This window comes from Actinomyces oris, from assembly GCF_001937665.1.
Classification (GTDB): Bacteria; Actinomycetota; Actinomycetes; order Actinomycetales; family Actinomycetaceae; genus Actinomyces; species Actinomyces stomatis.
The window spans coordinates 75,559-100,831 of sequence record NZ_MSKL01000010.1 but is presented as its reverse complement, the minus strand read 5'-3'; the positions used below and the strand labels follow the sequence as shown (position 1 = coordinate 100,831).

25 protein-coding genes are annotated in these 25,273 nt (G+C 69.1%); 7 read left to right on the top strand and 18 right to left on the bottom strand.

Annotation, left to right across the window (positions count from 1 at the left end; translation table 11 throughout):
- The first annotated feature begins 70 nt into the window (after positions 1-70).
- The 4 genes from BKH28_RS05315 (at position 71) to BKH28_RS05300 (ending at position 2,863) form a co-directional block, all read left to right on the top strand.
- Positions 71-745, top strand: coding sequence for a hypothetical protein (locus BKH28_RS05315; RefSeq protein ID WP_075417818.1), 675 nt, complete (start codon positions 71-73; stop codon positions 743-745).
- Positions 746-897: 152 nt separating this feature from the next.
- A complete protein-coding gene (locus BKH28_RS05310) occupies positions 898-1,653 on the top strand; it encodes a hypothetical protein (protein ID WP_256695497.1) in 756 nt (251 codons plus the stop codon).
- A 256-nt stretch (positions 1,654-1,909) separates the two neighbouring features.
- Positions 1,910-2,383, top strand: a complete 474-nt coding sequence (locus BKH28_RS05305) for an MmcQ/YjbR family DNA-binding protein (protein ID WP_075417816.1) — start codon at positions 1,910-1,912, stop codon at positions 2,381-2,383.
- 297 nt (positions 2,384-2,680) lie between these two features.
- Positions 2,681-2,863 carry an Rv0909 family putative TA system antitoxin gene (locus BKH28_RS05300; RefSeq protein WP_075417815.1) on the top strand — a complete coding sequence of 61 codons (183 nt, stop codon included), beginning with the start codon at positions 2,681-2,683 and terminating at the stop codon, positions 2,861-2,863.
- 224 nt (positions 2,864-3,087) lie between these two features.
- Here the strand turns inward: BKH28_RS05300 and BKH28_RS05295 are convergent, their stop codons facing one another.
- The 4 genes from BKH28_RS05295 to BKH28_RS05280 all read right to left on the bottom strand — a co-directional run bounded on the left by BKH28_RS05295 (position 3,088) and on the right by BKH28_RS05280 (position 6,757).
- Complete coding sequence (locus BKH28_RS05295) at positions 3,088-4,338, bottom strand: ABC transporter permease (RefSeq protein WP_081380049.1); 1,251 nt, start codon at positions 4,336-4,338, stop codon at positions 3,088-3,090.
- Positions 4,313-5,026 (bottom strand): ABC transporter ATP-binding protein, encoded by a 714-nt coding sequence (locus BKH28_RS05290; RefSeq protein WP_075406978.1) that lies wholly within the window; start codon positions 5,024-5,026, stop codon positions 4,313-4,315. Before BKH28_RS05290 ends, BKH28_RS05295 begins: the two co-directional genes overlap by 26 nt.
- Positions 5,023-6,210, bottom strand: coding sequence for an efflux RND transporter periplasmic adaptor subunit (locus BKH28_RS05285; RefSeq protein WP_075417814.1), 1,188 nt, complete (start codon positions 6,208-6,210; stop codon positions 5,023-5,025). Before BKH28_RS05285 ends, BKH28_RS05290 begins: the two co-directional genes overlap by 4 nt.
- 79 nt (positions 6,211-6,289) lie before the next feature.
- Positions 6,290-6,757: a hypothetical protein gene (locus tag BKH28_RS05280; RefSeq protein WP_075417813.1), complete on the bottom strand. Its 468-nt coding sequence runs from the start codon at positions 6,755-6,757 to the stop codon at positions 6,290-6,292.
- Positions 6,758-6,937: 180 nt separating this feature from the next.
- On the opposite strand from BKH28_RS05280, the gene BKH28_RS05275 reads away from it, so the two are divergent.
- Both BKH28_RS05275 and BKH28_RS05270 read left to right on the top strand, forming a co-directional pair.
- Entirely contained in the window at positions 6,938-7,597 is a 660-nt protein-coding gene (locus tag BKH28_RS05275) for a response regulator transcription factor (protein ID WP_075417812.1), read from the top strand.
- Positions 7,594-8,877: a HAMP domain-containing sensor histidine kinase gene (locus BKH28_RS05270; RefSeq protein ID WP_178388832.1), complete on the top strand. Its 1,284-nt coding sequence runs from the start codon at positions 7,594-7,596 to the stop codon at positions 8,875-8,877. Before BKH28_RS05275 ends, BKH28_RS05270 begins: the two co-directional genes overlap by 4 nt.
- 82 nt (positions 8,878-8,959) lie before the next feature.
- Here the strand turns inward: BKH28_RS05270 and BKH28_RS05265 are convergent, their stop codons facing one another.
- The 8 genes from BKH28_RS05265 to dnaK form a co-directional block, all read right to left on the bottom strand.
- Positions 8,960-9,448, bottom strand: a complete 489-nt coding sequence (locus BKH28_RS05265; RefSeq protein ID WP_075417811.1) for a hypothetical protein — start codon at positions 9,446-9,448, stop codon at positions 8,960-8,962.
- A 259-nt stretch (positions 9,449-9,707) separates the two neighbouring features.
- A complete protein-coding gene (locus BKH28_RS05260) occupies positions 9,708-11,015 on the bottom strand; it encodes a DUF418 domain-containing protein (RefSeq protein ID WP_075417810.1) in 1,308 nt (435 codons plus the stop codon).
- Positions 11,016-11,177: 162 nt separating this feature from the next.
- The gene (locus BKH28_RS05255; RefSeq protein WP_081380048.1) at positions 11,178-12,581 is read right to left on the bottom strand and encodes a DUF418 domain-containing protein; all 1,404 of its coding nucleotides are present in this window, start codon (positions 12,579-12,581) and stop codon (positions 11,178-11,180) included.
- A 126-nt stretch (positions 12,582-12,707) separates the two neighbouring features.
- Positions 12,708-14,135, bottom strand: coding sequence for a DUF418 domain-containing protein (locus tag BKH28_RS05250; RefSeq protein WP_075417809.1), 1,428 nt, complete (start codon positions 14,133-14,135; stop codon positions 12,708-12,710).
- Between the two features lie 129 nt (positions 14,136-14,264).
- Positions 14,265-14,771, bottom strand: coding sequence for a heat shock protein transcriptional repressor HspR (locus tag BKH28_RS05245; RefSeq protein WP_075417808.1), 507 nt, complete (start codon positions 14,769-14,771; stop codon positions 14,265-14,267).
- Positions 14,768-15,805, bottom strand: coding sequence for a DnaJ C-terminal domain-containing protein (locus BKH28_RS05240; RefSeq protein WP_075417807.1), 1,038 nt, complete (start codon positions 15,803-15,805; stop codon positions 14,768-14,770). Before BKH28_RS05240 ends, BKH28_RS05245 begins: the two co-directional genes overlap by 4 nt.
- Before the next feature lie 193 nt (positions 15,806-15,998).
- Entirely contained in the window at positions 15,999-16,631 is a 633-nt protein-coding gene (locus BKH28_RS05235; RefSeq protein ID WP_075417806.1) for a nucleotide exchange factor GrpE, read from the bottom strand.
- Positions 16,628-18,493, bottom strand: coding sequence for a molecular chaperone DnaK (dnaK, locus tag BKH28_RS05230; RefSeq protein WP_075417805.1), 1,866 nt, complete (start codon positions 18,491-18,493; stop codon positions 16,628-16,630). The genes BKH28_RS05235 and dnaK overlap by 4 nt, the downstream gene beginning before the upstream one ends.
- A gap of 879 nt (positions 18,494-19,372) precedes the next feature.
- On the opposite strand from dnaK, the gene BKH28_RS05225 reads away from it, so the two are divergent.
- On the top strand, positions 19,373-19,786 hold the full coding sequence (locus tag BKH28_RS05225; protein WP_075417804.1) for a serine/threonine protein phosphatase: 414 nt from the start codon (positions 19,373-19,375) through the stop codon (positions 19,784-19,786).
- A gap of 78 nt (positions 19,787-19,864) precedes the next feature.
- Here the strand turns inward: BKH28_RS05225 and BKH28_RS05220 are convergent, their stop codons facing one another.
- From BKH28_RS05220 to BKH28_RS05195, 6 genes are all read right to left on the bottom strand, one after another.
- Entirely contained in the window at positions 19,865-20,623 is a 759-nt protein-coding gene (locus BKH28_RS05220; RefSeq protein WP_075417803.1) for an ABC transporter ATP-binding protein, read from the bottom strand.
- The gene (locus tag BKH28_RS05215) at positions 20,620-21,795 is read right to left on the bottom strand and encodes a FecCD family ABC transporter permease (RefSeq protein ID WP_081380047.1); all 1,176 of its coding nucleotides are present in this window, start codon (positions 21,793-21,795) and stop codon (positions 20,620-20,622) included. Before BKH28_RS05215 ends, BKH28_RS05220 begins: the two co-directional genes overlap by 4 nt.
- Positions 21,795-22,970 (bottom strand): ABC transporter substrate-binding protein, encoded by a 1,176-nt coding sequence (locus BKH28_RS05210; protein ID WP_075417802.1) that lies wholly within the window; start codon positions 22,968-22,970, stop codon positions 21,795-21,797. The genes BKH28_RS05215 and BKH28_RS05210 overlap by 1 nt, the downstream gene beginning before the upstream one ends.
- Before the next feature lie 179 nt (positions 22,971-23,149).
- Complete coding sequence (locus tag BKH28_RS05205; RefSeq protein WP_256695496.1) at positions 23,150-24,247, bottom strand: hypothetical protein; 1,098 nt, start codon at positions 24,245-24,247, stop codon at positions 23,150-23,152.
- A 19-nt stretch (positions 24,248-24,266) separates the two neighbouring features.
- Positions 24,267-24,980 carry an ATP-binding cassette domain-containing protein gene (locus BKH28_RS05200; protein ID WP_075417800.1) on the bottom strand — a complete coding sequence of 238 codons (714 nt, stop codon included), beginning with the start codon at positions 24,978-24,980 and terminating at the stop codon, positions 24,267-24,269.
- Positions 24,977-25,183, bottom strand: coding sequence for a hypothetical protein (locus BKH28_RS05195; RefSeq protein WP_075417799.1), 207 nt, complete (start codon positions 25,181-25,183; stop codon positions 24,977-24,979). Before BKH28_RS05195 ends, BKH28_RS05200 begins: the two co-directional genes overlap by 4 nt.
- Positions 25,184-25,273 lie beyond the last annotated feature (90 nt).

Here is a 25,273-nt window from a genome sequence, read left to right as displayed (position 1 = left end):
GCCGGTAGGGCCGTAATTAACCAGTTAGGATGGTGCCTCCCGCCCCAAGAGCCGACCTTGGAGGACCGCGATGGCGACGAGATCACCGGTTCGGATCGTCAGCGCCACCATGGTCGCTCTGGCACTTCTCAGTCCGGTCGCACTGGGAGGGTGCCGCGCCTCCGGGGGCTCCGCCGCGTCGTCGGGCCCGCCCACAGCACCGACAGCCCCTCCGGCCGGCCCCACCACCCCAGCCATCCCCGAGGGCTACGCCGAGGTCACCTCCACCTCGGCCCACATCACCATCGCACTGCCCGCCGACTGGAGGGACATCTCCAGCTACTCCGCCACCGAGCTCATCCCCCTGGCTGAGGACCTGGGCACGGATGACAACAAGGCCCTCAAGGCGAACCTCGACTCCTACGAGGTGTTCAGGACCGCCGGGTCCGCCCCGGGGCAGCCGTTCTCACCGCGGGTCTACATCGACAACGAGCGCCAGGAGAACGCGAAGATGAACGTTGGGGACGTCTTCGCCGACGCCGCGAAACAGGACCGGGTGTCGATGGATACGGTCGAGGCGATCCAGACCCACAACGGGCAGGGGATCAAGGGGACCTTCACCCACTCCCCGCGCAGCAAGGCGGATTACGGGTCCGTGCTCTACCTGCCCACGTCATCCGGGGACTACGCCCGCGTGTTCGTCTTCTCCACCTCTCTCGACGACGCGAAGAAGATCACCGAGACCATCATCGCGACCGCCCACTGACAGGCGGAGGCGACGACGACCTCCCCACGGCCCAGCCACCGCGAGCCCTCCTTCAGCCCACGATGGGGAGTCGTCTCCATCGAGAACTCCCAGCAGAACGTGATGTCCTGACCGACACATTCGCACCCACCCACTGGAGCATCATGAAACCCATGCGCACCGCCGCGACCGTACTGGCCGGCCTTGCTCTGACCGCAGCCCCCGTTCTGACCGCCTGCTCTCAGGACACTCAGGGCTCCGACACATCCAGCTCGGCCGCCTCCGACTCGAAGACGAGCAAGGCCAAGGAGAAGGACAAGGACAAGAAGAAGGACAAGGACGGTAAGGACGGGGATGCCTCCGCCAGCAGCACCTCCTCCGGACAGGCCGCCGCCTCGGCGAAGCCCGTCCCCGCCGACAGCCAGGAGGTCTCCGGCTCCAGCGTCAGCCTCACCTTCGCGATCCCAAAGGACTGGCAGGACCTCAAGAACCTCGACTCCGCGGAGAAGGAGCAGATCGCCCAGACAATGGGCATCGACGCCGCCGCGCTCGACCGGCAGAACGCCGGGTTCGACATCGTCTACCGCGCCAAGGAAGCCGGCGCCTCCGGGTTCTACAACAACGTCAACATGGCCTCTCAGACCCTGCCTCTGAACTCCACCCCTCCCGAGAATGAGGTCACGTCACTCCTCACCCGGCAGAGCGCAACCCTCACGGAGTACTCCACCAAGCAGACCGCGACGGGAGAAGCCGCGGTGGCGGCTTACACGCTGGAAGTGGCCGGCAACAAGGCTTATGGGACCCTCATCATGGTTCCGACCTCGAAGTCCTCGGGCGGTCCCAGCGACTACGCGTCGATCTACGTGTCCGCCGGCTCTGCGGAAGAGGCGAAGCAGATCAGCAACACAATCCTCGACACGATCCACTGAGCACAGTCAGGGGCGTGTCGCTCCGGGCGGGGACATGTCGCGCGGCCGGAGACTTTCTCCCTCAGCCGGTGACTGCCCCCTCCACGGCCGGGGACATTCGACGCCGTCGGGGACATTCCTGTGCGACCAGGGGCGGTTCACGCGCCCGGGGACCAGAATCCTGTCACCCTACGCGCAGGACGTCCCCGCCCGGAGCGGGCCGCACCCGACCGCGCACAATGTCCCCAGCCGCCGGGAGAACGTAGGCTCGACGTCGATGACCGCGCCGCTCCACCGCACCCCTCACCCCGACGAGCCCTACAGGCGCGTCGACGAGGCCACCGTGACCGCCCGCCGCGACGGGCTCCTGGCCAGTGCGGCCACGCTGCCCGGCGCCTGGGCGGGGCACAAGCCCGAGTGGGACATCCCCGTCGCCTCGGTGGGCTCTCGTCTCTTCCTGCTGCTCATCCCCCACACCGACGGCCGCCTCCTGGCCAACGTCAAGCTCGACCCCGAGGACGTCGTCGCCGTGCGAGCCGCCTACGCGTGGGTGGAGCCGGGCTTCCACCAGTCCAAGCGGCACTGGGTGAGTATCGACCTCACCAGCCCCGACTATCGTGCGGACGACGCCGCCGACATGGTCGAGGACTCCTACCGGCTCGTCCTGTCCCTCCTGACCCGCCGCATGCGCGAGGCCGTCCTCCTGGCCGACGCCGCAGGTTCCCCCGCCCGCCCCACCTGGCAGTGGTGAGGCACCGTCCCGATGGACCCCCGGAGTCCAGGCGGGGACATTCTGCGCGTACGGGTGCGGAACCCTCCCGGTGGGGGCATCCTGCGCGTTCGGGGACAGGATTCTCGTCCCCGACGGCGTCGAACGTCCCCGGCCGCGGGAGAAAGTCCCCGGCCGCGCACAATGCCCCCATGCACAGTCCCCTCCCGCAGACCGGCGGCCGAACCGCCCTCAGATGACGCAGGTGCGCAAACCTGGCACTATTCAGACGAGGCCGTCGTCATCCGACGTCTGGCCACCCGACGGAAGGAGATACAGATGGGACTTGATGACCTGGCGAAGAAGGCCGGTGACACTCTCAGCTCCGACAAGGCCGAGGCGATCAGCGACAAGGCACTGGACGCCGCAGCCGATGCGGCCAAGAAGGTGACCGGCGGCAAGTACGACGACAAGATCGACGCCGCCCGCGACGCCGTCGACGGCAAGCTCGGCACGGAGTGATCCAGCTGAGAGCCTGCCTACCCCTAGGCACCGCGGTCTTCTGATCGCAGGAGTGAGGGCCCCGCACTGAACCGTGCGGGGCCCTCACGCGATCCCGGCTCACCTGGGCTCTCCCCACCTCTCTCTAGGACACCGGCCGCCACAGTCCGGCGCCACCACCGCGGGGCCCAGTTGTCTCCCACCGGGACGTCTCATCCGCCTCCCCTCGGAGTGTCGGCGCTCGCCTACTGCGCGTTGAGCGCGGCGGTCGGAGGAGTGCGGGAAGCCCGAACAGCCGGGTACACGCCGGCCAGCGCGCCGATGACGATGGTGACTCCCAGTCCCCCGGCAACGGCGATCACCGGCAGGGAGAAGGGCCAGCCGTTGGCGGCCGCCATCCCGGCAGTCACCCCGATCCCGATGACGCAGCCCAGGGCACCGCCCAGGGAGGCCAGCAGCAGTGCCTCCGTCATGAACTGCACCAGGATGTGTCCGCGCATGGCGCCCAGGGAACGTCTCAGCCCGATCTCCCGTCGGCGCTCGAGCACTGAGATGATCATTGTGTTGGCGACCCCGATGCCACCGACGAGCAGGGCGATCGAGCCCACGCCCAGGAGCAGACTGGTGAAGGCCTTGTCAGCCGCGTTCTTGGCCTCCAGCGCGTCCGAGGGGCGCGAGACCTTGACCTCGTTGGGGGCCTGCGGCGAGATCGACGGAGCGAGCACCTTGCGCACCGTGGAGACGGCTGCGTCCTGGCTGCGCGTGTAGACCGTCGTCGGCTTGGCGTCGTGCCCCAGCAGGTCGCTGGCCACGCCCTGACCGACGAGGGCGGCGTTGTTGAGCTCGGGAGCCAGCACCACCGGCTTGAGGATGCCGACCACGGTGAACCAGTTGCCTCCGATCCACACCTTGGTTCCCGGTGAGACGACACCGAGGCGCTGGGCCGCCGTCTGCCCCAGGACCGTGGCCGGGTACTTGCTGGTGGCCTCGTTGAGCCAGGCCCCCTTGTCCACCTGCCCGGCCACGACGTCGAGCAGCGACTTGTCCGCGGCCAGGGTGGTGATACCGCCGGAGGCGTTCTTGTCGATGAACGGGGTGCGGTAGACCAGCGAGTTCTTGACCAGGCCGGTGCTCGAGGCGCTCTGGACGTTGTCGATGAGCCGGACCTTGCCGACGGTGTCCTGCGGCAGGGAGGAGGAGTTGCCGAAGAGGTCCTGGCCGGCGGTGGCCGTCAGCAGGTTGGTCCCCAGGGAGTCGAGCTGTGCGGCCAGCTGGGCACGGCTGGAGGCCGAGATGCCCACCACCGAGATCATGGCGGCGATGCCGATGGCGATTCCCAGGGCGGACAGGAAGGCACGGGTGGGGCGCGCCCTGATGCCGGTGCCTCCCAGGCGCAGCACGTCGGCCAGGCGCAGCCGAGAGCGCTGGAGCCGGCGACCGGATCCGCCGGCCTGGCCGTTGCGGTCGCGGTCACGCCGGAGCGTAGACGTCGTCATGGACGATCTCCTTCTGGCTTGAGTCCCCCACGATCCGACCGTCGCGGATGGCGATCTGCCGGGGAAGCTGGGCGGCCAGCTCGTTGTCGTGGGTGATGACGATGATCGTGGTGCCCTGAGAGTGGAGCTCGTGGAGGAGCTCGACGATCGAGGCCCCGGAGGTGGAATCGAGGTTTCCCGTGGGCTCGTCGGCCAGCAGCAGCGGGGGCTCGCCGACGACGGCCCGGGCGATGGCGACCCGCTGGCGCTCGCCACCGCTCATCTGGTGGGGGCGGTGGTCGAGCCGGTGGGCCAGGCCGACGCGCTCCAGGGCGGCCCGGGCGCGCCGGCGCCGTTCGGAGCGGGGGACCCCGCTGTAGAGCAGGCCGTCGGCGACGTTGTCGACCGCGTTGACTCCGTCCGCCAGGTGGAACTGCTGGAAGACGAAGCCGATACGGCTGGCCCGCAGGGCCGAGAGCTTGGCGTCGGACAGGGAGCCGACGTCGACGCCGTCGATCTCGACAGTGCCCGCGCTGGGCCGGTCCAGGGTGCCGATGAGGTTGAGGAGCGTGGACTTGCCCGAGCCCGAGGGGCCGACGATGGCGACGAACTCGCCGTAGTCGATATCCAGGCTCACGCCCGCGCAGGCGGCCACGGGCGGCTCCCCGTAGGTTCGTTGCACGTCACGCAGGGACAGGATGCGGCTCATGTCTGCGGCACCACCACTCGCTGCCCCTCGGAGATGCCCTCGCCGGAGACCTCCACGCGCCCACCGGCGAACAGCCCGATGGTGACCGGCACCTTGCGGGTGGTGCCGTTGGACTCGACGATCTCAACGCCGTACTGGTCAGTGCTCAGGGCCAGCAGGGCCCCGACCGGCACCGACAGGACGCCCGTCCGCTTCTCGCTGGGCAGGTCGACGGTGACGGAGACCTCCTGGAAGTTGGCGGTCGCCGAGGCGTCGGCGAGGGTGACGGTGACGGGGATGACCCGTTCCTTGGAGTCGCTGGACCCGGAGCCGGAACCGGAGCCGGATCCCGATCCGGAGCCGGAGGACTTCTCGGTGGGTGTGCCCACGGAGGTGATCTTCCCGGTGGTGGTCTTGGCGTCGGGCAGCTTGATGGTCACGGCGGTGCCGACGACGGCGAGCTTCTGGTCGGAGAGCTTGACGTTGGCGTCGACCACCTGGGTGGTGGAGGTGACGTCGTAGAGCTCGGTGTCGGCAGCGACCCGGTCCCCCAGCCGGGCGGTGACCGTCCCCACGCGCAGGTCCCCGGAGGTGAAGACCACGCGTCCCAGTGGGATGGTCCCGGTCTGGGGCAGGTCGAGCTCCTTCTGCCACTTCATGATGGCGCTGGTGGTGGCCCAGCTGAAGTGGTCGTCGGGCTCGTAGTCGAAGTACCCCAGGTCCCTCAGGGCCGTCTCGAGCTGGCGAATGTCCTCGCCGTCCTCCATGCCGGCCTCGAAGCTGCGCCAGGCGGGCAAGTTGCCACGCATGAGGTAGGCGGTCTCGGTACCCGTGCGGTAGAGGACGTCGCCCTGGGTCAGGACGGTCCCGGAGGCGGGCACCTGGATGAGAACGCCCTCGAAGCCCGACTTGAACTTGCGCGAGTCGGAGTAGCGCAGGGTACCGGTCACGGAGGTGTGCCCCTGGAGGTCCCCCTTGGTGATGGTGTCGGTGGCTCCGCTGAAGGTCGACGTCGTCGGCTTGGCCTTGGCCGCGAAGGGGCCCGACTTGGAGGCGAAGGCGCCTGCGCCCGCGCCCGCGGCCAGGACCGCGGCGGCCCCCATGGCCAGGAAGGCCCGGCGTCGGGTGCGGTGCACCGTGCCCGGCTTGTCCGCGGTACCGGTCGAGCCGCCGTCGGCCTGAGTGGAGGTGGTGGTCTGATCCATGTGTATGCCTGTCTGAGTGTGTCTGCGCGGCGGCCCGGTCGCGCGGGCCTGTGGTCTGTCGGCACCCGGGGGCGCCGCGTTACTTGTTCCCGATCTGGGAGAAGCACTTGTTCATGACGTCCTGGGGGATGTCGCCGTTGAGCTGGATGCCCTTGCCGGGCTCGGGGTCGGGGATGTCGTAGCCCTCCTTGCGCAGACACTCGGTGGCCTTGACCAGGTCCTGCTGCGTCTCGGGCTTGGCGAGGTCCTCGGTGCCCGGGGCGGGGCCCACGGTCTGCTCGCACTCCTGGGCGGCCTTGTTGGCGGCCTCGGTGTCGGGGAACTGCATGTTGCCGTTGGAGTCGGGATCGGAGACGTCGATGCCCTTGTCCCGCATGCACTTGGCCATCTTGAGCAGGTACTCGTCGCCGCTGGTGGCTGAGGCGGAGGCGGCCGAGTCCGTCTTCGAGCCCTGGGAGCATCCGGTCATGAGTCCGACGGCGCACACGGCGCAGGTCAGTACCGTGGCGGCGCGGGCGACGATCCGGGTGTTGAGGGGCTTCTTCATGGGAGAGGGTCCTTTCGGCTCACGTGGGTCGGGGTGCGGTGACGCCCGTTCGTTCGGGGAACAGCCAACCGGGAGCGGTGTTGCCACGAGGTTCACGATTTCGCTTATGTTGTGGCAACACGAGGGCTGGTTCGCTCATAGAACCGGCTGCATACACCACAGCGAAGGAGACACAGGGCTATGCGCGTACTCATCGTGGAGGATGAGGAGTACCTGGCCGAGGCCATCGCCACCGGGCTACGGCGCGAGGCGATGGCCGTCGACGTCGTCGGCGACGGGGCCAGCGCTCTGGAGCAGGTGGCGATCAACGACTACGACATCATCGTCCTGGACCGGGACCTGCCGGTCATCCACGGCGACGAGGTCTGCCGCCGGGTCGTCGCCGAGCACCCGAGCACACGGGTTCTCATGCTCACCGCGTCCCGGACGCTGGACGCGCGCGTGGGCGGTTTCGAGCTCGGGGCGGACGACTACCTCACCAAGCCCTTCGAGTTCCCCGAGCTGGTGGCTCGGCTGCGGGCCCTGGGGCGACGCAGTCAGCCGGCCCGCACCCCGGTCATCGAGGCCCACGGGGTGCGTCTGGACCCCTTCCGCCGGGAGGTCTACCGCGACGGGCGCTTCATTCACCTGAGCCCCAAGGAGTTCGCGGTCCTCCAGGTCCTCATGGAGGCCGAGGGCGGGGTCCTCAGCGCTGAGACGCTGCTGGAGAAGGCCTGGGACGCCAACGCCGACCCCTTCACCAACTCCACGCGGGTGACGATCTCCCACCTGCGTCGCAAGCTCGGTGAGCCGCGGGTGATCCAGACGGTCCCCGGTGCGGGCTACAGGTTCAGCGCATGAGTGGGCAGGGGGCTCAGGCGACCCGGGCCGACGACGCGGCGCAGCACGGCGCCGACAGCGGGTCCCGTGACGCCCGCGATGCCCATGAGGCCCGACCGGGTCGCACGGAGCGCTTGCGTCGTGCTCAGCACCTGAGTATCCGGGCACGCCTGACCCTGACCTACGCCGGGATGGTGACGGCCGCCGGCGTGGTCCTCATCGCCCTGGTCTACTTCTACACGCGCTACGTCACGCTCAGTATCGAGATCGGTGGTCCGGTCGGGGAGACCGCCGCCGTACCGGCCTCGCAGGTCGGCGAGGCCGCCAAGGTGGATACGAACCTGTTCGATCTGCTCAGCAGCATCATGCGCTCGGCCGTCGGCGCGCTAGCGCTGCTCGTTGTTCTCTCCGGGACCGTCGGCTGGATCCTGGCGGGGCGGATGCTGCAGCCGCTGTCCTCGATGAATGCGGCGGCCAAGCGCGCCGCCTCGGGCGACCTCAGCCAGCGGCTGGACCTGTCCGGCCCTCGCGACGAGATCCACGACCTGGCGGACACCTTCGACAACATGCTGGCCTCCCTGGAGCGCTCCTTCTCCGTCCACCGCCGGTTCGCGGCCAACGCCTCCCACGAGCTGCGCACACCCCTGGCCACCACGCAGACGATGATCGACGTCGCCCTGTCCGACCCGCAGGCCTCGACCGAGGACCTGCGCCGGGTGCTGACCCGGGTGCTGGAGACGAATCGCGCCAACCGGGAGACGATCGACGCCCTGCTGGACCTGGCCGACGCCCAGTCCGGGAAGCTGGCCCACGAGGAGGTGGACATGGAGGCGACGGTCCGTGACGCCCTGGGCCTCATCGCCCCGGAGATCGCCGAGAGGGACCTGCGCGTCTCCTCCCACCTGCGGCCCGTCCAGGTGCCGGGCGACCCGGTCCTCCTGCGCCAGAGCGTCTCCAACCTCCTGCGCAATGCGGCCCGGTACAACGTCGAGGGCGGCCGGATCACGGTGGACATGGCACGCCTGGACGGGGCCGTCCGGCTGACGATCCGCAACGACGGCCCCGTCGTACCGGCGGACAAGCTCGACTCGCTGCGCGAGCCCTTCGTTCGCGGTGAGGGGCGAGGACGGACCCGTGGCTCCGGACATGGGCTGGGCCTGGCGATCGTGACGGCCGTGGCCACCGCCCACGGCGGCGAGCTCCGTCTGAGTGCCAACCCGACCGGCGGACTGACGGCTGTCCTCGAGCTGCCCAGGGGCGAGGTCGAGCCCGGCTCCCGCACATCGGTCACTAACGACTAACGGCCGCCAACCGGCATGGTTGGCGGCCGTCAGGAGGCCGGCTTCGGGCACGAGGGCCACTCCGATGGAGCAGAGCGTCGAGTCAGGCCTGCTGGCTCGTCTTGGAGGAGTTGGACACCAGCTCAATGAAAAGGCGGATGATGAAGAGAACCGTGAGGAACGCCGGAGCGGAGAACAGAAGGCTCAGGACGAAGGACAGACCGTCGAAGGTGGAGCCGTCGTAGTTGCGGGGGTCGGAAAGCGCGCTGGCCACAGCACCCATCTTGCCTCCCATGTAACCGGTTCCAAGCCACCCCAGGCCGACGGCGATCGAGGCGACGATGAACACGATCCGGCTGTACTTCGTCACGAACTCCTTGGAGGTGTCGAAGAGGCTGGCGACGAGGGACTCACCTGAGGGCGCCTGAGCGAAGGGCTGCCCCGGCGCGCCGGGAGCACCAGGAGCACTGGGGGCGCCAGGGGCTCCCTGGAACTGCTGCTGGGGCGGGTAGGGCTGCCCAGAGGCCGGAGCCGAGGGGGCGGAGGGCTGCTGCTGGTAGAAGGGCTGACCGGGGTTGGGGGGCTGAGTCATGAGGACTGTTCGCTTCCTTCAGAGTTGGGGACGCAGGCAGGCTACCGCGTCTCCGAAGCCCTGTGAAACGAACAGGTCAACCCTCACATTCTGCGAGGCGACTCACAGTCCTCAGGACATGGCGCGACGACGCACCCTGAAGGCGGCCATCGGGCCGTTCCACCGTACGGATTCCCGGAAGGGCGCGAGGACAGGGAGCCACCGGGGCCACGGGGAAGCCCTCCCCATTGCCCTGAGCGCCAACCTGTACTCAGGCTTGTCAACGCGCCAGATCGTAGGTGGCGGAGGTGCCGACCGGACATGCCTGGGTCGGAGGAGCCGGCACCCCACGCCTGCGCTCGCTGCGGGCCACGGCGGTGCGCAGCAGGGTCTCGAAGGGACCGGCGTGAGCGCCGCGCTCCAGGGCGGCGCACAGGCCGACCGTCACCAGCCAGACTCCCATTGCGATCCCTGCGGCCCGGGCCTCACCCAGGTGGAGCTCGATGCCGGTCAGGGCGGGCAGGGCCAGGAAGATGATGGCGAAGAGGAAGGTCTGGGAGAGGTATGCCGTCATGGAGCGGCGGCCCACATTGGAGGCCAGCCGGCGCAGGCCCGTGAGTCGGCCGTCCGGCCTCGGCCCGCCGGCGTAGAGGGCCAGCAGCGCCAGCCAACCACAGGCCCCGGCCACGCCCGTGACCGCATGAAGCGGCAGGATCCAGGCGGTCAGGGGGCCACCCGTGACCCACATGGCGAACCCGATACCGCCTGCGGCCGCGATCCCCAGACCACCCAGGCCGATGGAGACCAGGAGCCGGCTGCGGCGCTCGGGGCGGATGATGAGATCGGTATCGGCCAGGCGGGCACCGAGGAACATCGCCGGAACGATCATGGAGAGGAACATCGTTGAGATCAGGCTTCCGCCCCAGGAGACGAGACCTTGGGAGACGTAGGACACGAGCGTGTCGGTCGAGCCGCCGGCTCCCTGGTGCGAGGCCATGCCCTGGGAGGCCAGTAGGCTGCCGATGGCGAGCATGCCGGCGGTGCCGGCAACGACGATGACGGCGCAGACGACCGCGGCCCGCTTCCAGTGCTTGCGGGTGATCCACCCGGCGAAGACAACGGCTGCCAGGCCGTAGGAGCCGATGACGTCACCGGAGAACAGCACGGCGTGTACGGCGCCGAAGAGGATCATCCACAGACCCCGACGCCGCACCAGGCGACGCGCATCAACGGTGGCCTGCTCACGGGCCCAGGCCTCCTCCTGCGACGTCGGCTCACGGCCGGCCTCCACACCGGGCAGGGAGCTGAGATAGGACGTGGTGCCTGAGGCGATACGCCGGTTGACCATGGTGACCAGCCCGAAGCCGAAAAGCATCGCGAACAGCGGGTAGGCCCGCGAGTCGACCAGGAGGGAGCGCACCCACAGCCATACCGTGTCGACGGAGTCGGCGGGAGCGGAGGAGTGCGTCACGCCGGTCCAGAAGGGGATGTTGGCCAGTGCGATGAACAGGAGCATGAAGCCACGGGCCACATCCGGGGACGGATAGCGCACCCCCCGGGTGCCGGTGAACGATGTTGCGAGTTTCATGCCTTCCACGCTAGGAGGCGGCGGCCCTGGGCACCTCCCCCACCGGGGCCAACGTGAGGGGCTGATCCTCTCCTTCCCGGAGAGTGGGCCGAGCCCCGGCCCTCCTCCCGGAGGACCAGGGCTCCTCATCCTTGCGATGGCATCGGGGACCCACCTCGCAGCTCAGGCTCCCACGGGAGCCGGGGCGACGGGGACCTGCGCGCGCCGCGGGGCGGGCGGCACGACGGCGCTCGTCGGCTGCGCGAGAGGCTCGGCCGTGCGCTGGACGGGGGCCTGCTCGGCGAGCGGATTCGTGCGCCTGCGCTCGCTGCGGGCAACGGCCGTGCGCAGCAGGGACTCGAAGGGACCGGGCATGTCGAGCCGCTCGAGGCCGGCGCACAGGACCACGGTCGTCAGCCAGACCATCGCCGCCACCGCCGCGGATCCCGCCACTCCCAGCGACAGGGGCCTTCCGGTCAGCCGCGGCGCGATGACGAAGATGCCGGCGAACATGACCGTCTGGGACAGGTAGGCGGTCATGGAGCGGCGCCCCACGTTGGACAGCAGCCGCTTGAGCCCGGTCAGCCGGTTGTCCGACGTCGGCCCACCGGCGTAGAGGGCCAGGACGGCGAGCCAGCCGCAGCCCCCGGCCAGGCCCAGGACCAGGACCAAGGCGGAGTCGGCCTCCCAGGACTCAGCGCTGGTGAGCGGGACGAGGATCTCGTGAAGCGCACCGAGCGCCCCCAGGGCCAGACCACCGATCCCGGCAACGGCCAGAAGACCGCGGTGGCGCTCGGGGTGGGAGATGAGGTCGGTGTCGGCCAGACGGGCACCGAGGAAGGCGGCGGGAAGAACCATCGTGGTGAAGGCCACGCCGAGGGCGAGGGAGAACCACTCACCCACGTTGGTCACGAACCAGGGCAGTGTTGACGGCACTGGGCCCGATCCCGTGGGTGCCGCGGGATCGGGGCCCGCTGCGGTGGAGGCGGCCACCTCACCTCCGGGGCCCCACAGCATGGCCAGGACCACCGGCACGATCTGGAGCAGCAGAACGAGGGCGTACACTGCCAGCTGGCGCTTGTGGTGCTTGCGGGCGAACCAGCCGGCGAAGGCGACGGCGACGATGCCGTAGGCGCCGATGATCTCGGAGGGGAAGAAGACGCCGTGGATGAGCCCGAACAGGACCATCCACAGGCCGCGGCGCCGCACGAGGCGACGGGCGTCAACGGTGGCCTGCTCACGGGCCTGGTCGACCTCAGCCGCAGACGGCGCCCGGAGCCCGCCAGTCAGCTGCCGGCAGTAGGCGTCGGCACCCGACGCAATGCGCCGGTTGACCATGGTGGCCAGCCCGAATCCGAAGAGCAGCGCGAACAGCGGGTAGGCGCGCTCGTGAATGAGCAGGGCGTTGATGAAGGCCCAGATCCTGTCGGCGGTCGACGGCGTGAATCGACCGGTGCCGTAGCTCCAGAAGCCCACATTGGCCAGGGCGATGAGCAGGAGCATGAAGCCGCGGGCGACATCGGGAGCGGGGTAGCGAAGACCGCGGGAACCATTGAATGAGGCTGCGGAGGAAGTCGTCGTGTTCATGACTCGACCGTATGAAAACCGGTGGTTCCCCGGCGTCCGCCTTAAGCGCCGAGATCGTCTCCGTCGAAAGGCGGAGCCTCCTGCACAGCCATTCTTCCGGCGGACGGCCCGCGGGGCTGCGCCGGCTCAGGGCGTCGGCCGGGTACCCGGCTGGGTCACCGGTGGCTCTCCCGGCTGAGCCATCGGCGGCATACCCTGCTGCATCGGCACCGGTACTCCCGGCTGCGCCCCCATCTGCATCATCGGCCGCGCTCCAGGCTGCATGCCGGGCCAGACGGCGGGCGGGGGCGGGAGCGTCGCCCGCCTGCGCTCGCTGCGGGCCACGGCGGTGCGCAGCAGGGTCTCGAAAGGACCGGCGTGGCCGCCGCGCTCCAGCAGGACGCACAGGACCATGGTTGCCAACCAGACCCCCAGGGCGATGAGGGCGGCCGCGGCCTGGCCCACCCACAGGCGCCTCCCCGTTACCAGGAGCGGGACGATGACGAAGATGGTGCCGAAGAGGATCGTCTGGCTCAGGTAGACGGTCATGGAGCGGCGGCCGACGGCGGAGGCGAGCCGGCGCAGCCCCGTCAACCGGCCGTCCGGCCTCGGCCCGCCGGCGTAAAGGGCCAGCAGTGCCAGCCAGCCGCAGGCACCGGCCAGGCCGAAGAACTCCGTGGTGGCGAAGTCCCACGGCCAAGCCGTCGCGGGCGTCACGAGCGTCAGCGCGCTGTGGAGCGCCGCGAGCGCCCCCAGTGCCAGACCGCCGAGGCCCACTGAGACGAGCAGGCGACGGTGCCGCTCCGGGTGGGCGATGAGGTCGGTGTCGGCCAGGCGGGCACCGATCACCGCAGCGGGAACGATGAGTGCGATGAGGACCTGCACGATCAGCAGGACGAACCACTGCAGGATGTTGCTGCCGACCCAGAGCAGCGTCGCTCCGACCGAGATCGCCTGCTCCCCCTCCCCGGAGGCCGTCGGGGCGGCGCCTGCCGACAGGGCCCCCGCGGCCAGGTACGAACCAAGCGCCACCACGGAGATGATGCCCGCGATGATGTAGAGCGCCGTGTAGCTCTTGCGGGCCAGCAGGTTGGCCAGGAGGACGGCGACCAGTCCATAGGCGCCGATGATGTCACCGGGGAAGACGAGGCCGTGGACGAATCCGATCAGGAGCATCCACCAGCCACGGCGTCGCACCAGGCGGTAGGCGTCAATGGTGGCCATCTCGCGGGCCCAGGCCGCCTCGTGCGGCATCGCCTCGCGGCCGGCCCGGGCACCGGGCAAGGAGGCGAGGTATGTCTGGGTTCCGGAGTCGATGCGCCGCTTGATCATGGTCATGAGCCCGAAGCCGAAGAGCATCGCGAACAGCGGGTAGGCCCGGTGGTCCACCACCAGAGTGCGGACGAACATCCACCAGGCGTCGACGGACGACGCCGGCGACTCGGCCCCGTTCGGCATCGTGTTCCATGACGGAACGTTGGCCACGGCGATGAGCAGCAGCATGAAGCCACGGGCCACGTCAGGGGCGGGGTATCGCAAGCCCCGAGGACCGGTGAAGGAGGTTGTCATCCGCATGCGCAGGACCTTACGACCGGCGAAAGACGGGCTGCATCCGCCCGGAGAATGATGCGCGAGGGGTGGGCCGCCTTCCGCCGCACCGGTCGAAGAGCTCAGTGCCGCATCACTGCCCGCGTCCGGTACCCGTCAGTGCCACCGGCGCATGGGCACGAGAGCGGTACTCACAGCACCCGCGGTGCCCGCCGCCGCGGCGGTGCGTCCACGCCCCGTCTCGGGGCGGCGCTCTGTGGGTCCACGGCCTTGGCGACCGGGGGCGACGACCTGGACCTCGCCGTCGGCTGCCGCAGCGAAGATCCGCTGGACGACGGCCTCACGGCTGCGCATGCGGGCGTTGTCTGCCTCCAGCTCCTCGACGCGGGACTCCAGGGCGAGGATGCGGCGGATGCCCTCGAGGTTGATGCCCTCCTGGGACAGGGACTGGATGCGGCGCAGGCGCTCGACGTCGCGATGGGAGTAGCGCCGGCCCCGCCCGCGGGTCCGGGCGGGGCTGACCAGTCCGAGCCGGTCGTACTGGCGCAGGGTCTGGGGGTGCATCCCGGCCAGCTCGGCCGCCACCGAGACCACGTAGACCGCGCGCTCGGCCGCGTCGTCGGCCAGGTACCCCAAGCCCTGCCCCGCACGATGCCGGCTCACTTCGCCGCCTCCTCCATGAGGGTGGCCCGCGGGTCGGTGTCACCCATGGCCTCATCGAAGGCCTCGAGCGCCTCCTTGGCAGCCTTGGAGAGCTTCTTGGGGACGGCCACCTGGATGGTCACCAGCAGGTCGCCGGTCTTCTTCCGGGTGGTGGCGCCCTTGCCGCGCAGGCGCATGACGGTGCCCGAGGACGTGCCGGGCTTGATCTTGATCTTGGAGGTACCGCCATCGAGCAGCGGGACCTCAACCGTGGCGCCCAGGGCGGCCTCGCGCAGAGTGACCGGAAGGTCCATGCGCAGGTTGGCGCCGTCGACCGGGTCGACGGAGTACACGGGGTGCTTCTTGATGTTGATGGTCACCACCATGTCACCGTTATCGCCGCCGTTCAGGCCGGCTCGCCCCTTGCCGCGCAGGCGGATCTTCTGGCCGTCGCGCACGCCCGCCGGGATGCGGACCTTCATGGTGCGCCCGTCCGCGGTGAGCTCCACGGTGGTGCCGGCAACGGCGTCGCGCAGGTCCAGCGTGGCCGAGGTCAGGACGTCGGCGCCCTTCTGCGGCTGGGGCTGGGAGCCGAAACCGCCGAAGCCGAAGGGGCCGGGGCGGCCACCGGAGCGGGTCGGGCTGGGGGTGCCGCCGAACATGCGCAGCAGGTCGTCGAGGTCGGGCTGTGCGCCGCCGGCTCCGCCGGTCTCGAAGCGCACGCCCCCGCCCTGGCCGCCGAACATGGAGGAGAGAATGTCCTCGAAGCCGGCGCCGCCGGCCCCTCCCGGGCCGCCGGCCTGGAAGCGGGCACCGCCTCCGGCCATGGAACGGATCGCGTCGTACTGCTTGCGCTCGGCCTCGTCGGACAGGACGGCGTAGGCCTCCCCGATCTCCTTGAACTTCTCCGCCGCTACGGCGTCATCAGGGTTGCGGTCGGGGTGGTACTTCTTCGCTAGCGTGCGGTAGGCCTTCTTGATTGCGGCGGCGTCGGCGTCCTTACTCACGCCGAGGACCGCGTAGAAGTCCTTGGTCATCCAGTCCTGACTGGCCATAGTCGCGTCACCGCCTCCTTATCTGGGTGATCGTGGGGGTTTCCTTACTGAAGCTGAAGATGAGGGTGGGACGTCGCCGTGGCCCTGGGGCCTCGGGAGTCCTGGTGCACCTCCCGTCCGACGGCGGACCCGGACCCGCCAGACGCGCTGGCCCGGGTCCGCCGTCGGGCCGGGGTGAGTGGTGCGGTGGGTATCAGGCCGGGTTGGCGACCTGGACGCGGGCGGCGCGCACGACGCGCTCACCCAGGCGGTATCCGGGCTGGAGGACCGTGGCGATGGTGGGCTCGGTGACCTCGCTGGACTCGGTGGCCATGAGGGCCTCGTGCAGCGTGGGGTCGAAGACCTCGCCCACGGCGCCGAAGCGCTCCAGGGAGTACTTCTCGGCCAGGATCGTCTCGAGCTTGCCGGCCGTGGTCTCGAAGGTGCCGGTCAGGTCGCCGTGCTGGCGGGCCAGCTCGATCTCGTCGAGGACCGGGATGAGGGCCTCGACGACGCCGGCGGCACCGGCGTCCCGGTGGGAGGCCGCACCCTCGCGGGAGCGGCGCACGAACCCCTGGTACTCCTGCTGGAGGTTGTAGAGGTCCGCCCGGGCCCGGGCCAGGTCGTCGGCCGCCTGAGCGGCCTGGGCCTGAGCCTGGGCCAGGGGGTCCTCCCCCGCCGCCTCCTCATCGGAGGCGGCGTCGACCTGGCCGGCCTCGCCCTCGGCAGAGCCCTGGGCGAGCTCCTCACGGACGTCGTCGGGCACCTCCTCGAAGGCCGATTCGACGGCCGCCTGGAGCTCGGGGTCGATGCCCTCGTTCTCGGGGGTGGGGCCGGCCGAGGTCACTTGGAGTCCTCCTCGTCCACGATCTCGGCGTCCACGATGTCCTCGTCGTCGGAGGACGCGGCCCCGGCCGAGGAGGCGGAGCCGGAGGCGTCACCCGCGGCCTGGGCGGCGGCGTCGGCCTGGTAGAGGGCCTCGCCGACCTTCTGGGCCACCGAGCTCAGCTTCTCCTGAGCGGTCTTGATCGGCTCGATGTCGTCGCCCTCGAGGGCCTTCTTGAGGTCGGCGACGGCCTCGGAGACCTCGGAGTGGACGTCCTCGGGCAGCTTGTCCTTGTTGTCCTTGAGGAGCTTGTCGATGGAGTATGCCTGCTGCTCGGCGGAGTTGCGGGTCTCAGCGTCCTCGCGGCGCTTCTTGTCCTCCTCGGCGTGGGCCTCGGCCTCCTTGACCATGCGGTCGATGTCCTCCTTGGGCAGGGCGGACCCGCCGGAGATGGTCATGGACTGCTCCTTGCCGGTGCCGCGGTCCTTGGCCGAGACGTGGACGATGCCGTTGGCGTCGATGTCGAAGGAGACCTCGATCTGGGGCACGCCGCGGGGGGCCGGGGCGATGCCGGTCAGCTCGAAGGTGCCCAGCGGCTTGTTGTCCCGGGCGAACTCGCGCTCGCCCTGGTAGACCTGGATGAGCACGGAGGGCTGGTTGTCCTCGGCGGTGGAGAAGACCTCGGAGCGCTTGGTCGGGATGGCCGTGTTGCGCTCGATGAGCTTGGTCATGACCCCGCCCTTGGTCTCGATGCCCAGGGACAGGGGCGTGACGTCGATGAGTAGGACGTCGCTACGGTCGCCCTGGATGACGCCGGCCTGGAGGGCCGCGCCGACGGCGACGACCTCGTCGGGGTTGACGCCCTTGTTGGGATCACGGCCGGTCAGCTCGCGCACCACGTCGGCGACGGCGGGCATGCGGGTGGAGCCGCCCACGAGGACCACGTGGTCGATGTCGGAGACCTTGACCCCGGCGTCCTTGATGACGTTGTGGAAGGGGATCTTGGTGCGCTCGAGGAGGTCCGCGGTCATCTCCTGGAAGTTGGAGCGGGTGAGCTTCTCATCGAGGTGGATGGGACCGGACTCGCTCATGGAGAGGTACTGCAGGTTGATGTTCGTGGAGGTCGCCGAGGACAGCTCCTTCTTGGCCTGCTCGGCGGCGTCCCTGAGGCGCTGCATGGCGATCTTGTCCTTGGACAGGTCCACGCCGTCCTTGCTCTTGACCTGCTTGACCAGCCACTCGACGACGCGGGCGTCCCAGTCGTCGCCGCCCAGGCGGTTGTCACCGTTGGTGGCGCGCACCTGGATGGTGGAGAAGCCGTCCTCGTCCTTGCCGACCTCGAGCAGGGAGACGTCGAAGGTACCGCCACCGAGGTCGAAGACGAGGATGAGCTCGTCCTCCTTGCCCTTGTCCAGGCCGTAGGCCAGGGCCGCGGCGGTGGGCTCGTTGACGATGCGGTCCACGGTCAGGCCCGCGATGGTGCCGGCCTCCTTGGTGGCCTGGCGCTCGGCGTCGTTGAAGTAGGCCGGGACGGTGATGACCGCGTTGGTGACGGGCTCACCCAGGTAGGCCTCGGCGTCGGCCTTGAGCTTGGCCAGGATGCGGGCGCTGATCTCCTGGGCGGTGTACTTCTTGTCGTCGATCTCGACGGACCAGTCGGTGCCCATGTGGCGCTTGACCGAGGAGATGGTGCGGTCGACGTTGGTGACCGCCTGGCGCTTGGCGATCTCGCCGACGAGGATCTCGCCGGACTTGGAGAACGCGACGACGGACGGGGTGGTGCGGCCGCCCTCGGCGTTGGGGATGATGGTGGGCTCGCCACCCTCGAGGACGGCGATAGCAGAGTTGGTGGTACCCAGGTCGATACCGACAGCGCGTGCCATGTGGTGTGCTCCTTGTGCTTGCTTGGTTGATGTCTGCAGTGAGGGCCGGGAGGTCCGGCGCCTTCAGGTTGAGTCGTATGCACTCAGGATTGTGATTGAGTCAGGCTCTGTCAACTTGACTACATACAACCTTGAGTCTGACTGGCTCAACCTTGACTGACCGCAGTCCATTCCCAGACTTGATAGTGACCTATGACACACACGGCATCACAAGCCGCCGGCCGCGTGAAGCACCCGCTCACGGCAGCGCGGCGAACGGTTCCAACTACGCCAGAGCAGCACACCCACCGGCCGCACACCGGGAACTGCGATACCCGGCGAGGACTGCGATTTCCTGCAGATGACTGAGGTCCCACCCGCGAGTTCTGTGGGAGAACGCAGTCCTCGTCGCGAAAGTACGTTCGCGATCAGCCCACCCAGCCCCGCACACTGCCGAAAGTGTCATGATTGACGACTTTTCAGAGTCAACCAGCCTGGCACGCATGAGCACCCCCGCTCGACACCGATGTCAGCCAACACATCTGCGGCATCCGCACGCTCACCGGGCGGTCAAACCTGCGGCAACCACCAGCGCCACCCCGAAGGCACAACCCTCGACCACACAGCACATCACAAGTTACCTTGGATCTGTGGACGATCCGATCATTGCCAGATCGGCGCTGAAGCACGGCCTGAGCGAGGCTGACATCCTTGACGCCATCAGAGGTGCTCGGGACGCTGGGATGTCCTGGGCAGCTATTGGAAATATGGTCGGAACCTCCGGCGAGGCCGCCCGTCAGCGCTATCAGCCACTCGTGGCTTGAGGACGATCCGACCACGTCGGAAGCGACAGGCCTGCGCTGACGTAGCGGCGTTCATCGGCCCGGTAGCCTGGCACGCATGAGCGCCCCGCCACCGGAAGGCCTGCCCGATCCTGAGGACGTCTTCGATCATCTGCGTCGCGAGGACGGCGAGCACGTGGGCTATATCGAGATGAGTGCGGACGGCCGGTTCATCCCTTACGACCGGCTGTGGGTCCAGCGAGGCGAGGCCATGGAGCTCGATGAGGCCGAGGCGGTCCTGGATGCGATCGGCCTGCGGCTTCTGGCGGAGGACTGGCTCCTGGAGGAGGAGGATCCGCAGACGGGCGAGGAGAGCTGGGCACGGGTCAGGATTCGCGAGATCCACCGGGACCGCGTCATCGTGGCCAGAGCGATGGAGGACCTGTCGGCCACCGGCATCGCCAAGTCCGTGGACCTCATTGGCGCCATCGAACTGCCTCTGCCGACGACTCGGCTGCGCTCAGCCTCCTGAGCGCAGCCAGGACGGTGAGGAACGTGGCGGGGAAGACCCCCTCATGCGACGCCGGAACGCCTGACGGCAGGCCCCCGCTCAAGCCCCCTGCTCGGCCTCGGGGGCGACCATGACGTGGTCGCCGTCGGGCACGATCCGCACCCGCAGCCCGTAGACCTCGGCAAGGATGTCGGGCTGAAGCACCTCGGCGGGCGGCCCCTCGGCGAGGATCGTCCCGCCCGCGAGGATGGCGAGGCGGTCGCAGAAGCGGGCCGCCAGGTTGAGGTCGTGCAGGGCGACGACGGCGAGGCGCCCGGTGTCCCGGTGACAGATCCGCCGCACGTGGGAGAGCACCGAGACCTGGCGGCGCAGGTCGAGGGCGGAGGTGGGCTCGTCGAGCAGGATGAGCCCGGGCTCGCGCACGAGCGTCTGGGCCAGGGCGATGAGCTGGCGCTGGCCGCCGGAGAGCTGGCCCAGTGGGCGGTCGGCCAGCTCGGCCACCCCGAGCTCGTCCAGAGCATTCCAGGCCAGGTCGATGTCGGCCCGGCTCGTGTGCCAGGTCATCCCGCGCCGCGAGGCGGTGAGCACCGACTCCAGGGCGGTCAGGGCGGCGTCGCCGGGCAGGCCCTGCGGCATGTAGCCGATCATGCCGCGCAGGTCGTGGCCCCGGCGACCCTCGAAGGTCACCTCCCCCAGGTAGCGGCGCAGCTGGGCCACGCAGGTGACCAGGGTGGACTTGCCGGCGCCGTTGGGGCCGAGCAGCCCCACCGTCTGGCCCGTCTCCCAGGTGGCGTCGACACCCTTGAGGACGGCCCGCCTGCCGTAGGAGAAGGTGAGGTTGTCCAGTGTCAGGCTCATGAACCGCTCCTGACCACCGAACGCTGGTGTCCGAAGATGATGGTGAGGAACACCGGCACACCCACCAGGGCGGTCAGGATGCCGACCGGCACCGCGACACCCGGCACGATGACCTGGCTGGCGGCGTGGGCGGCGGTTAGCAGGGTGGCGCCGCACAGGATGGAGGCGGGCACGAGGAAACGCTGGTCCTCCCCCACCAGGCCGCGGGCCATGTGCGGTCCCACGAGTCCCACGAATCCGATGATCCCCACGAAGGCCACGGACAGGGCGGCCAGCAGCGAGACCCCGACCAGGGTCCACGCGCGCAGGCGCGCCACGTTGATGCCCATGGCCGCGGCGCGCGCCTCCCCCAGGGTGATGGCGGTCAGCCGCCAGCCGTTGACCCAGAAGACGGGCGTGGCCACGAGCAGGGCCACCGAGACGGTGGCCACGGCCGGCCAGGTGGCGCGCATGAGGGAGCCCATCGACCAGAAGACGATCTGCTGCAGGCTCTCGGTGGAGGCCCGGTACTGCACGAGCGCCAGGAGCGCCTGGCAGCTGAAGACCAGGGCGATACCCAGCAGGATCGTCATCTCCTTGGTCACCGAGGGCAGCCTCGAGACCATCGCGATGGTGAGGGAGGCCGCCAGTCCCGCCGTCATCGCCACGATCGGCAGAGTGGCGCCGGTGGCCACAGGCAGCACGAGGCCCGTGACGATGGCCAGCGCCGCCCCCAGGGCGGAGGCCGCCGAGATCCCCAGGGTGAAGGGCTCGGCCAGCGGGTTGTCGAGGATCGTCTGCATCTGCACGCCGGCCAGGGACAGCGCCCCACCCACCAGGACCGCCAGGAGCGCCGGTGGCAGGCGCAGGTTGATGACGATGTTGGCGACCCACGGGTCGTAGTCGGCGTAGAGGAGGGAGCCGAGCACCTGGGCCGGGCTGAACCCCAGCGGCCCCACCATGAGGGCCACGAGGAAGACGACCAGGAGCAGGGTGGCCAGACCCATCAGCATCGCAAGACGCCGCACGGTTCGACGGCGGTAGGCGGCGTAGGCCGACGCCGCCGTGTCCGTGGGCGCACCGGCCCGCCCGTCAGCCTTCGTCACCGACGCCGCACCGCCCGGTACCTGAGCGGTATCGGACTGGTGCGCTGCGACGTCGTCGGAAGGAGCCGTGACGTTGGAGGCTCCCATCAGATGGCGGCGAAGAAGACGCCCTCGGCCTTCCAGGGCATGTACTGCTCGTGGAAGTCCTTCCAGACCTTGGCGGGGTCGATGTCGGAGAAGGCCTCGGGGTTCTGCCACTTGGCGAAGGTGAGGTAGGCGATGAAGTTGTAGGGGGCGTCGTAGAACTGGTGGTAGATGCCGTAGACGTGCCTGTCGGTGAAGGCCTGGATCTTGTCGTAGCCGGGCTGGTTCTTCAGCTGCTCCAGGCTGGCCTTGGCGGAGGCCTCGTCGGCCTTGTAGCCGAGGTGGACGTAGCTGGTCTGGGCGGTGTCCTTGATCTTCTGCTGCTGCCACTCGCCGCCGGTGGCGATGATGTTCTTGGGGTTGGAGGCGATGACCTGCTCGGGGGTGAGCACGCCCTCCTCGCCGGACAGGAGGCTGTCGGCGATGTTGGTGCCGCCGGTGGCGGTGACGATCGCGCCGAGGTTCGCGGTGGAGTAGGTGGAGCCCGGGTCGTTGACGCCCGGGCCGCGCCACAGGAAGGTGGTGGGTTTGGAGGTCAGGGACTTCACCTTCGCCACGATGGGGTCGACCTGCTTCTTGTAGAAGGCGACGAAGGCCTCGGCCTCCTTGCGCTTGTCGAAGATGGCGCCCATGAGGGTGACCGAGGGGACGGTGTTCTTGACCGGGTCGCGGCGGAAGTCGGTGACGACGTAGGTGATCTTCTGGCCGTCCAGCTTCTCGAGGTAGCCCTTCTCCTTGGCGGAGTTGTAGGCGTCCAGAGTCATGACGAAGACGTCGGGCTTGTGGCTCACCAGGGTCTCGATGGGCAGGCCGTCCTTGGCGATGTTGCCGATCTTCGGCAGCTCGGCGGCCTTGGGGGCGACGGAGAGGACCTTCTCGTAGAAGTCGGGGGCGGCCTTCTGAAGGTCCTCGCCCCAGGCGACCACCTTGTCAACGGGGTTGGTCTTGTTGAGGAAGGCCAGGGAGTAGACGTGGCGGGACTCGCTCAGGACGATTCTCTTGGGCTGGGCGCTGAAGGTGACCTTGCGGCCGACGATGTCGGTGACCTCGAAACCGCCGTTGCTGGAGGCGCCTGAGGAGGCGCCGGCGCTGGAGCCCTTGCCGGCGCGGGAGGCGACTCCACAGCTGGCGAGGACGGCGGTGAGCGGGAGGGCCATGAGCAGGGTACGACGGCGCATAGAAGTCCTTCGGTGACGGGCGAACGGAGACGAATCACCCAGAACCTTAGGTCCACCTCAGTTAATTTGCCAAGTTAGTCGATCTAATTTTAGTAAGGTCGAACAACTGACATGGGGGACACATGGAGGTTGGCACAGTGGCGCCGACAGCGACGAGCCTCGAAGGCCCTGTGAGGCTGCTACGGCGCGAGCGCGTGAACGACTATGACGGCGAGCAGCGCGGCGACCGAAGGGAGGTACTTGCGCGGGTGACGCATGACGTCACGCTCGGACTTCCAGCCCGTCAGCGGCCGGTAGACCTCCAGGAGGACCGCCGTCGTCGCCCCAGCGAGTGAGGCTGCCACTCCGGCTGCAACCGCCTCCGCAAGACCGCCTCCGAGCCAGACGATCAGTGCGCCCACCAGACAGCTGGACGTTGCGTACAACAGTGTGAGGTCTCTGGCGTAGGCCATGAAGACCCGCCTCGATCCGGGCGCGGCCAGCACCACCGCGCGAGTGCTGGGATAGCGGGAGAAGTAGGCGTTCAACGGCGTGTTGGTGACGATGAGCGCCATGGGCAGCGAGACCGTCAGACCGCGGCGGGCCATGGTGTAGGTGAAGAAGAGGCTAACGACGAGCATCACGAGGGTATTGACCTGCGTGGTGCGCACGGTGGCCAACTCGCCCAGGACCAGGCTGCGGCGGCCACCCCGGACGGTTCCCACCTGTGTGCGGCGCGCTCGCAGATCTCGGGAACGCGCCATCGCAGTCAGAGCGCAGGCCACAAAGAGGAGGGCCGAGGCCGCGGGCGCGAGCCACCAGAGGAGTGTCCCGACGACGAGAGCCCCAGCGGCCGTCCAGCGCAGCCAGATCCTCTCCCCCGCCCACAGGATCAGCCCCAGTGCCCCGGCCCCCAGCCCGACGGCGACCATCTCCACGGCCGTCGTCGCAGTAATGCCCATTCCGGGACTCCGGCCACTTCCTCCGCCACCGGCGAGCAGGACGAACAGGACGATGGGCACGACCGCCTCCAGCAGGACGACGGCGTTGACCACGAGGCAGGTGGCCCGGGCGAGCTCGTCACGCCGGAGAGGGAAGCGGGCCAGGTCGTCCCAGCGCCCGGAGCCGATCCAGGTCGAGGCGATGGTGGCCGTCAGGCCGACGGCGGCCATGACCAGTCCGGTGACCGCGACGCGCGGGTTGACGCGGAGGTCGGTCGACGCCCCGAACCAGGTGGCCAGGGCGCACAGAATGACGGCGCCCAGGACGCTCTGGCGCCCCACGAACTGCCCCGTCACCGCCTTCAGGGCGGCTCGGCTAACTGACCAGCGCCGCCACGGCATCGGAGTCCTCGGGGGTGGTGAAAGGACCGGTCATCCGGCCGGCGGAGAGCACGTAGAGGCGCCGGGTGCAGCGGGTGAAGGACTCGGCGATGTGGGAGCTGAGCAGAATCGAGCGGCCGGATGCGGCGGCGTCGTTGATGCTGCGGTACAGGAACTCGGTGGCGGTGAAGTCGAGGAAGTCGACGGGCTCGTCCAGGAAGAGGAGGGACGAGGTCAGGTAGAAGGCGGCGATGAGGTTGGCCTTCTTGCGTGAGCCGCTGGAGAGCCGGGAGAAGGAGGTGGTCCGGTAGCGACCGTAGTCGAATCCCTCGATCAGCTCCTCGAGGCGGCCGCGGTCCGGGCGCAGGCGGTAGGCGTGCTCGAGGAAGCCGATGAAGGCCTCCAGGTTCCAGGTGGGGAAGGAGGAGTCGTCGGCGAGGCTGAGGTAGCGGGCGGCCTTGAAGTGCTCGTCGCCAGGGTGCACGTCCCGGCCCCGGTAACGCAGGACTCCGAGCCGCGCTCCGCGGTGGACGTCGCACAGGGAGGTGAGCATCGTGGTCTTGCCGGCGCCGTTGAGGCCGATGAGGCCCACGGCCTCGCCGGCCTCGAGGGCAAAGGAGACGTCGGTGAGGACCGGGTGATCGCGCTCGTACCAGGCGGACAGGCCCTCGACCTCGAGGAGGTGGGTGGCGTCGTCGACGGCGCTCATGAGCTCGGAGGAGTCCGGTCGTCGCGGTCATCATCCCTGCCGCCGACGAATGGACGAATCAGCAGATACAGGAAGATCGCCGCAACAGCGATGGCGATGACCATGGCCGACGTGTCTCCCCGACGGAAGGAGGCGACGGCCACCAGAATATTGATTACCACGATGGCAATGCGGAAAGTGCGCTGAGTCCGTCCCGTCAACACGGTTGCCTCCTTCTTCGCAGATTCTCACGGCGGGAACCGGCTACTTGCCCCCATCACTGTACGCCCGGGCCGGATCTCAGTGATGCTCCT